General features: G+C 68.6%; 10 protein-coding genes and 2 pseudogenes. 5 read left to right on the top strand and 7 right to left on the bottom strand.

Going from position 1 to position 8067, the window contains the following annotated elements; translation table 11 throughout:
* Positions 1–259 precede the first annotated feature (259 nt).
* Complete coding sequence (locus IE260_RS40730; RefSeq protein ID WP_373303475.1) at positions 260–757, bottom strand: transposase; 498 nt, start codon at positions 755–757, stop codon at positions 260–262.
* Positions 758–976: 219 nt separating this feature from the next.
* On the opposite strand from IE260_RS40730, the gene IE260_RS40725 reads away from it, so the two are divergent.
* Positions 977–1465, top strand: a complete 489-nt coding sequence (locus tag IE260_RS40725; protein WP_229881846.1) for a hypothetical protein — start codon at positions 977–979, stop codon at positions 1463–1465.
* Between the two features lie 12 nt (positions 1466–1477).
* Positions 1478–1936 (top strand): annotated as a pseudogene (locus IE260_RS40720) (transposase family protein); the annotation flags it as partial.
* 270 nt (positions 1937–2206) lie between these two features.
* Here the strand turns inward: IE260_RS40720 and IE260_RS40715 are convergent.
* Positions 2207–3406, bottom strand: coding sequence for a PP2C family protein-serine/threonine phosphatase (locus IE260_RS40715; protein ID WP_189880977.1), 1200 nt, complete (start codon positions 3404–3406; stop codon positions 2207–2209).
* 543 nt (positions 3407–3949) lie between these two features.
* Between IE260_RS40715 and IE260_RS42480 the strand changes: the two genes are divergently transcribed.
* Entirely contained in the window at positions 3950–4228 is a 279-nt protein-coding gene (locus IE260_RS42480) for a recombinase family protein (protein ID WP_308434751.1), read from the top strand.
* A 51-nt stretch (positions 4229–4279) separates the two neighbouring features.
* On the opposite strand, the gene IE260_RS40705 is transcribed toward IE260_RS42480, so the two are convergent.
* The 4 genes from IE260_RS40705 to IE260_RS40690 all read right to left on the bottom strand — a co-directional run bounded on the left by IE260_RS40705 (position 4280) and on the right by IE260_RS40690 (position 6362).
* Positions 4280–4495, bottom strand: coding sequence for a hypothetical protein (locus IE260_RS40705; protein ID WP_189880976.1), 216 nt, complete (start codon positions 4493–4495; stop codon positions 4280–4282).
* Positions 4492–4860, bottom strand: coding sequence for a DUF6415 family natural product biosynthesis protein (locus IE260_RS40700; RefSeq protein WP_189880975.1), 369 nt, complete (start codon positions 4858–4860; stop codon positions 4492–4494). The genes IE260_RS40705 and IE260_RS40700 overlap by 4 nt, the downstream gene beginning before the upstream one ends.
* Positions 4857–5051: a hypothetical protein gene (locus IE260_RS40695; RefSeq protein WP_189880974.1), complete on the bottom strand. Its 195-nt coding sequence runs from the start codon at positions 5049–5051 to the stop codon at positions 4857–4859. Before IE260_RS40695 ends, IE260_RS40700 begins: the two co-directional genes overlap by 4 nt.
* A gap of 378 nt (positions 5052–5429) precedes the next feature.
* On the bottom strand, positions 5430–6362 hold the full coding sequence (locus tag IE260_RS40690) for a transcriptional regulator (RefSeq protein WP_308434750.1): 933 nt from the start codon (positions 6360–6362) through the stop codon (positions 5430–5432).
* Between the two features lie 24 nt (positions 6363–6386).
* Here IE260_RS40690 and IE260_RS42960 point away from each other — a divergent pair, with 24 nt between their 5' ends.
* A complete protein-coding gene (locus IE260_RS42960; protein ID WP_308434749.1) occupies positions 6387–6572 on the top strand; it encodes a hypothetical protein in 186 nt (61 codons plus the stop codon).
* A gap of 150 nt (positions 6573–6722) precedes the next feature.
* On the opposite strand, the gene IE260_RS40685 is transcribed toward IE260_RS42960, so the two are convergent.
* Positions 6723–7364, bottom strand: a complete 642-nt coding sequence (locus tag IE260_RS40685; RefSeq protein WP_189880973.1) for an HAD family hydrolase — start codon at positions 7362–7364, stop codon at positions 6723–6725.
* A gap of 36 nt (positions 7365–7400) precedes the next feature.
* Between IE260_RS40685 and IE260_RS40680 the strand changes: the two are divergent.
* Positions 7401–7999 (top strand): annotated as a pseudogene (locus tag IE260_RS40680) (IS5 family transposase); the annotation flags it as partial.
* Positions 8000–8067 lie beyond the last annotated feature (68 nt).

Below are 8067 nucleotides of genomic sequence, written 5' to 3'. Positions count from 1 at the left end.
GTCTCTTCCCCACGATCAGAGCAACGAGCGGACAAGCTGACAGTCACATGATCAATAGCTTTTGTTAGGGCCAGTTAGCGCTTTGGTATCCGTTTGACCCGTTTGGGTTTGGTGGCGCCAACGAGGGTGATGCGCCACGGTGGGTGGGCGGTCTGCAGTCCGGTGGGCGGCGCGTTTGAGTCGCCAGTTGGCGACTTTGCGTTTGATGACGCGGGGGTAGGCCCGGCTGCGTCGCGGTGGCAGGAGGCGTTCGAGGAGTTCAGCGTGGGCTGCTTTGACCGCGCGGGCGAGTCTGCCGGGGGGAAAACGCCGCCTGGCCGGTGACCTGGCGGCGCACGACGCGCAGTGAGCGGCTGAAGGAGATCCGGTCGGGATCCTGGTCGGCTTGTCGTGCGGCCTGGTGCATCAGGTGCCGGATGGCATGGTGGACGAGCAGGAAGCCGTAGAGTTCCTGCTCGGCTCCCTCCGGGTGTTGTGAACGCAGTACCAGGTGTGGGCCGCCGAGGTGGGTCTTGATTTCGTCGAGGGTGGACTCGAACTCCCATCGCTGGGCGTAGAGGGCCGCCAGTTCCGCGGCCGGGGCCTGGTCCGGGTCGAGGATCGTGGTGATGAGCCGGTAGACGCCCTCGTGGCCGATCCGACCACGTCCTCGACATCGTCTGGGTCGGATAGCCGCCTCTCCGTGGCAAGGGCCTGCCGAGAACAGCAGCTCATTGTGCAGCCCCTTCCGGCCTGTTGTGCATGGCAGGTCCAGCAAGGAGCCAGTGGTTGCCCGACGGCTCCTGGGTAACGCAGGGCGGTCGAAGGAAAACGATCTTCTTCTAAGGTAAACCTAGGGGCAGAACGAAGGTCCTGAGACGGAAAGAGCCAGGACGTGGCCCGCTGCCTGAGCGTCGTCCCGCAACTGCCCGCTTGAGTGGTGGGCGGGCGTCCCGGCCCTCCTCAAGCGGTGGATCGATGTTGAGAGACTCCACCTATGGGATCTTGGGGAACCTTGGGGCCGGCGCTGTTGTCTCTCGCAGGGGTTGCGCTCGGCGCGGGCGGGTCGCTGTTTGGTCAGTACCTCGTCTCGCGTGCGAGCACTCGACAGCTTGAAGTCCAGGAATCAGCCGCTCACCGGGCAGAGCTCAAGGATGCGGTTCTGAAGTTCGTGAGGATTGCGTTGCAGGTGGAGAAGGTGGCGCTCACACGCTCGGAGGCTGGCGGCCCCGCGGCCGATTCCGAGCTCGGCCAGCTCGTTGATGATCTGTGGCTTGCTCAGGCCGAGATCGACCTGGCGGCCAGAAGCGAGCCATTGCGGGGCGCTACCTATCGTTATGCGTTCCGCCTTGCTGAGGCGGCCCGAGGGGAGATAGCCGACGCGTCGGCGCTGCGCGGGCCGCAGGTACGGTTCATGGACGCTGCGTATGGCGACATGTGGCCCGGTCAGCGACGGGCGGATGGGGACCTCAGCTCAACTCGGTGAGACGATCTTGCTGTGGCTGGTGTGATCACGGCGTCGGAGCCGTTCTGGATAGCCCCGTTCAGCGGGCTGAGTCGACGTCGGTTCGACACGCTGATCACCGCGTTGCTGCGTGAAAGAGCGGACCCGGTCCGCAAGGGCCGACCCTGGACCCTGCCGCGGGAGGATCGGGTCCTGCTGTTCGCCGCGTACTGGCGCACGAACCTCACCCTGCGCCAGCTCGCCCCGCTGTTCGGGATCTCGAAGTCCGCAGCCGACCGCATTATCGACCACCTTGGGCCCTCGCTCGGCCTGCAGCCACGCAAGCGGTTCCGCAAGGACACGGTGCTGATCGTCGACGGCACGCTGGTGCCCATGCGGGACCACTGCATCGCCGAGCAGTCGAAGAACTTTCGGTACTCCACCAACCACCAGGTCATCATCGATGCCGACACCCGGCTCGTCGTCGCGGTGGGCTGGCCGGTGCCCGGCAACTGCCACTCATCGAGCCGACATCACTCGTGCCCACCGACGACTCGGATCCCTTCCGCACGGACGCAAGCAGTCAGTGAACATCGATTCGACCACAGAGGTCCCGCGGCGTTGGCGCACTGCCCAGCCCAGCCAATGCCTGGAGCTTGTCGGTCGTGAGCTTCCCGCGACGCATTTCGGTGTTGAACGGGAAGACCGCCGCGAGTGTGATGTGTTCTCTCATGCCCAGTGCTGGAGCGGGCACCGGCCGGACCGTACAGGGCGCTGCAGTGTTCAGTTGTCTGCTCCGGCTTGGGTGTGGCGGCCTGCGGGCTGGGCCCCGTGCCAGTCCAGACACACAACGGTGGCGTCGTCTTGAAGGTGTCCGTCGCAGGCTTCGGTGACCGCTTGGGTCAGGGTCCGGACCACCTCGCGGGGGTGTTCGCAGGCGGTGTTGCGGATCACGTCGGGCAGGTCGACGGCTTCCGCTTGGCGTTCTTGCATGCCGTCGGTGTAGAGCACCAGGCGGTCGCCCGGATGCAGGGCGAGGCTCTGGATTCGGTAGGGACCGGGTGCGTGGACGCCGAAGGGCAGGTCGGCGTGCAGGCGTACTTCTTCGACGGTGCCCTCGCGCAGGCGCAGGGGCCAGGGGTGGCCGGCGTTGACGAGCTGTGCGCCGGACCCGTCCAGCGCGATGCGCAGGAGCTGGCCGGTGGCGAGGGTGTCTCGGCCGTGGTCGAGCAGGGCCTGATTGGTCTGGCGGGCTTGTTCGGCCAGGTCCTGCTCGGTGCGGCGGGCGCTGCGGGAGGCATTGACCAGGAGAGTGGCCATGAGGGAGGCGTCGACGTCATGGCCCATGGCATCGGTGATGGACAGGTGCACGGTGTCATGGTCGAGGCTGTAGTCGTAGGAGTCCCCGGCGACACTGTCGGCCGGGACCAGGGCGCAGGCGAGGGTGAACTGGGCTGCCTCGCAGGAGGGCGCCAGGGGCAGGAGCTGGCGCTGGATCTCGGCGGCGAGGGTGAGCGGGGTGGTGCGCTGGCCCCAGTGGTAGAGGTCGGTGAAGCGGCGGTCGGTGACGATGAGGTACGCCAGCGCGTGCGCGGCCGCCTCGACCTGCTCCAGCACTTCCGGCGTGGCATGGGGCAAGAACAGCTCCAGCAGGCCGATGGTGTCGCCCCGGTTGGTGACCGGGGCGATCACCCGCTGCCCGTGTCCGCTGTCGGGGGCCTGCTCCAGCTTCTGGGTACGCAGGACCTTGTCATAGATGCTTCCGGTCAGAGGAATCTGGTCGGCGCGCCGTCCCTGCTGGGTGGCGGCCTCTTCACTGATCCGCACCACCTTCCGGCCAACGATGTCGACCAGCAGGAAGGTCACATACTGTGCGCTGAACCGGTCTCGCAGATTGTGCGCGACCATGTCCAAGGACGCCACCGGCGCCGCGTTCTCGGCTGCGGCCAGAAGCTCGGCCAGCCCGATCCGATCATTCACGATCACCGTCTCCCAGCGTGTTCTTGCGCGCGCCTGCCTGGCCCCGTACAACCATCCTCACGCGACCTGCCAGCTCTTTCACCTTGCGTGACGGCCGTCGCGGACAGTGATTCTCATAAATGAGAGACCGCGGACCCCCACCGGACAATCCGGTTTGCCCCTGATCTTCGTTCTCATAACCTCTCGCAGAACAGCTTTCGCACAAAGCCCCTCGCGATAGGTTCTGCGACATGCCAGAACTCGCCGAACCGGTCGCCGCCGTCGAGCAGTTCGACTGCCCCCACGTGTGAGGTGCCCGCCGGAAGCACCTGCCCCCACCCGCGGCGGCAAGGTCGCCCCGAAGTACCACACCCCGCGCTTCATGCTCGTCCACAGCTCCGCGCCGAGCTCGAAGTCCGCACCCCCGCCAACCGCGGGCCCGGACGGGCGTAGGAGACGGGACCGGCAATCGACGCCGCGGTGCCCGAGGCCGCGACGAAGCCCACGAGGGTGGGTTACGCCCGGTGCAGTACCGCCCAGTAGGAACTCCAAAGCCAGCTCGAGGCCCTGGCGGAAGCCGGATGTGACCCGGTCTTCTCCGAGAAGATCAGCGCCCGGGTCAAGGTCCGGCCGGAGTTCGTCAAGGCGATGGACTTCGTCCGCACCATCAAGAAGGCCCCCCGCCAGCGGGTCATTTTGACGGTGCACGAGATGAAGCGCCTCGGCCGCGGCGACGCCGATCCGACCCGCCGACGGCTTGCGGACCGCTGGCGGGGCGGGCGGACCCGCCCCGCCGGAGGCTTGCGGTCCACCAGCGGGACGGGCGTTTGTGGGGTGCGGCCCTGACCCGGCGGTCGCCATGGGGCCCCTGTGTCGCCGGGGCGGGCGGGACCGGCGTCAGCCGCTGATGCGGTCCACGATGGCCTGCCATGCGTCGACCAGCTGCCGCCCGGTCGGGCAGTAGGTGAGCCGGCATTCCATGCAGGGCCGGCGGTGGGCGGTCAGGCGTAGGAAGGTGTCGTCACCCGGCCCGTCGTTGACGGCGGCCCGCTGCATGCGGGCGGGTCCGGAGCCGGCGTTCTCGTGCCGCCACTCGATACGCACGTCCGTCACGGCGCGCCCAGCTTCTCGTGGTGGTCGCACAGGGCGTTGAGTACGCGGGCCAGACGGCGGGCGTAGCCGAGTTCACCGCCGTACCGGGGGGACGCCTGGGCGCTCAGCTTGCCGCGGGCCTCTCCGATGCAGGCGAGCACGCAGTACCGGTTGACGCTGTCCTTCGGCAGCCTCGCGGCCGTGAGCTCCAGCTCGCGGATCAGGAGCTCTAGGTGGCCGCGCACCGTGGCGGTGAGGACGCCGATGTCGGTGTGCTCCGGGAGCGGGGCGGCGGTGGCGTCCGGGTTCACGAGGGCCGCGGTCGTCTCGCGCATCACCGCCAGGTCGACGGGGGCGGTGGTGCTGTCCTGTTGCGTGGCGTTCACTGGGGCACCGCCTGTCCGGCGCGGTGGCGGGGGCACGTGCACGGCGGGTACTGGTCGGTGAGCGGCAGCGGCGTCTCGGTGCCCTTGACGTTCAAGGTGCCGCGGACCTCAGTGACCGCCCCATCGGCATTGACCCGGTAGACGCGCAGGGTCATCTTGACACCGGGTTTTCTGCAGGCTGTAGCTTTCATGGTGTCGGCGCTCCCTCGTTGAGCGTTGGCCGCGCCCCGGGGCCGTTCGCCCGGCCGCCGGGGTCTATGGACGTCCGTAAACGGGTCACGCCGCGGCCCTCTGACTGCGGCACCCGCATGCGAAGACCTCCCACACGCGGTTGCTGCCACGGACCACGACGTGCCCAGCCGCGCGCAGGCCCTGTGGACGGCTCCGCAGTCGAAGCACGCCTCACCGTGCAGTCGGACGATGCTCACGCGCCCGTCGATGACCGTGGGCGCGGGCGGGAGTTCGTTCGGCATCCGCGGTTCCCGTCTGCTGGTTCCTACGCGCGCAACAGATGGTGGGGGCACGGGAAGGCCACAAGTACCCCAGCGAGGGGTAGCCGGGTACCCGGCTCAGATGGCGGCGCACCACTCCGCGAAGTTCGTGAGGGACTCCGAGTCGGCCCGCTTCAGCCGACGCAACTTGGCAGCGTCCTCCCGGACCCAGGGGTGCTCGCGGGTGTGCTGCGGTGCGATGTGCCGGGCCACCTTCAGGGATTCGAACGCCTCGTGAGCCAGTCCCGTCCACAACTGGGCGCGTGCCAGCTCGATGTAGAACCCGGAACGGCGCTCCCCGGGCAGGTCCTTGGGCGGCTTCCACTCACTCGCTATCTCGAGCGCGCGGCCGACGTGCTCGTCTCCGAGGCTAACGGCGACAGACACCTCATGGATGTTCACGGAGTCCGGGCCGAACGCGGTGCCGCAGTATACGCCTTCGGGGACCTGGTCGGCCAGCGTGCGGGCTTCGTCAAGGTGGTGGGCTGCGGCATCGGTGTCGTGGGCTCGGCCGGCGATGACCGCGGCCCGCATGTGGAGCGCGCCGCGGGCCGCGATCGACGAAGCTGCCACCGGGGCAGGCGTGGCATCCAGCGCCCGCTCCAGCTCGCGCAGGCCCGCCGTATGGGCGCGGGCGGCGAAGAAGGTCTCTGTGCGCACGTAGGCGACGGAGGCGGCCAGCACCGGATCACCGGTCTCGGGGACCGCCCACCGCATGAGTTCGACCAGGCGAGCGGACAGGTCCTGGGCGCCGAACTTGTAGGCGACGGCGTCAGCGGAGCGGTAGGCCCTGACCAGCAGGCCGGCGAGTTCGGCGCGGTCTTGGGCGGGGGCTGCATGGTAGGCGCGGGCGAGCTCGGTCAGCAGGTCCGGGAGCGCGCGGACGATCCGTGTGTACTGGGCTGCGACCCGCCACCGGGCGGCCTCTGCTACCGCCGTACGCAGCTGTCGCAGCGGACGGACTGGGCCGTCCTCCGGGACGTCGTAGGTGACGATTGCGGCAGAGAGCACGGGCAGCGCGTCGCGAACCCGCGTGTGGACAGAGGCGCGGTCGGACCGCAGGCGGCCGGGGTCGACACCAAGGGCATCAGCGATGGCCTCCAGGGTGGCGTCGGTGACGCCCCGCTCACCCGCTCGATCTTCCGGATGGTGCCGAGCGCCACACAGGCCGCGTCGGAGAGCTGCTGCTGCGACAACTTCGGCCGCATGACGCTGCGGTAGTAGGCGATCCGTCGGCCTACCCCGCCATCTGTGTGTGCGGGCATACTGGCTCCAGAGTTCGGCGCATCCCACTCCGAACAGTACTCGCGTCTGTACACTGCGTGGAACGACCCCACCAGCCGGACGGTTGATGGGGCCGCTTCATGCCGGTCAGCCGCCGACGATGCCGGTGAGCTCGGTGAGGCTGTCGATCCGCCAGTCCGCAGCCGCCACGACGTCGTCGGCGTCCGCCCACAGGTGCCCCCACGGGCCGCGCCGGAGATGCGCCGTACGCAGCCCTGCCGCCTTCGCGGGGAACACATCATTGGCAGGGTGGTCGCCGACATACAGGGTCGCGGTCGGGGCTGCCTGCGCCACCTCCAACACGCGCCGGAAAAACTCGGGCTGGGGCTTTGCGACGCCCCACTCCCCCGAGGTGACGATCAAATCCGCAGGGAGGTCCAGGCCGCGCAGCAACTCCCCAGCTCGCGGCGTCTGGTTCCCGGCGATGACCACGTGCACGCCCAGCTGCCGCAGAGCCGACAAAGCCGGGCGGACGTCGTCGTACAGGTCAGACTCGTCCAGGGCTTCACCGCGGCCGGCGGCTTCGCGGGCCCGATACTCGGCAACGAGGTCGACACCCGGGCGCGCCAGGCGTATAGCTTCGGCGTTGTCCTTACCCTGCGCGACGACGGCACCCACGAGCGCAGACAGGGTGTGGCGGGGAATGTCCAGCCAGTCGGCCCAGGACGCCCAGTAGCGGTCGTCTCGGGTGATCGTCTCGCCGACGTCGAACACGATGGTCTCAATCACGAGCGGAAGCCTAGGACCTGTCTGATAATTGATCTTGTGATGGGTCGCGGAGAGTTGACGGATGCGGCGTGGGAGCGGATATCGCCGCTGCTGCCAGGTGTTGACGGCCGGGGTCGTCCGTGGCGGGATCACCGACAGGTGATCAACGGGGTGCTGTGGCGATTGCGCACGGGTGCTCCGTGGCGTGATCTGCCAGAACGCTTCGGGCCGTGGCAGACGATCTATGAGCGGTTCGCCCGCTGGGAGGCGGACGGGACCTGGGCCCGTCTACTCGAGGAGGTCCAGGTCCACGACGACTCGATCGGAGCGGTGGAGTGGACCGTGTCGGTCGACTCCACGGTCAACCGTGCTCACCAGCACGCCGCCGGCGCCCGCAAAAAGGGGTACCGGCGGGGGACGAACTGGAAGATCCGGCACGCGCGGCGGCTGACCAGGCGCTCGGCCGGTCCCGCGGCGGGCTGACCACCAAGGTTCACCTGGCGTGCGACGGCCGGGGCCTGCCTCTGACCATCCTCGTCACGCCGGGCAACGTCAACGACTCCACTGCCTTCGATGCGGTCCTGGACGCACTGCGAGTACCCAGGACCGGCGTCGGGCGGCCGCGCCGCCGGCCCGACGCGGTCATCGCCGACAAGACATCCCACGCGGATAAGCGTCAAGCCGCCGCTGCTTGGAGCTCTGCTGGAGCCTGTGGGAAAGCGAT

This window comes from Streptomyces viridiviolaceus (assembly GCF_014650995.1).
In the GTDB taxonomy this organism is placed as follows: Bacteria; Actinomycetota; Actinomycetes; order Streptomycetales; family Streptomycetaceae; genus Streptomyces; species Streptomyces viridiviolaceus.
The sequence above is the reverse complement of the archived record's forward strand: the minus strand, read 5'-3'. Positions and strand labels throughout refer to the sequence as shown.

Coding starts and splice junctions, on each gene's coding strand:
- IE260_RS40725 (WP_229881846.1), top strand. CDS start 977: ATGGGATCTTGGGGAACCTTGGGGCCGGCGCTGTTGTCTCTCGCAGGG.
- IE260_RS40695 (WP_189880974.1), bottom strand. CDS start 5,051: ATGAAAGCTACAGCCTGCAGAAAACCCGGTGTCAAGATGACCCTGCGC.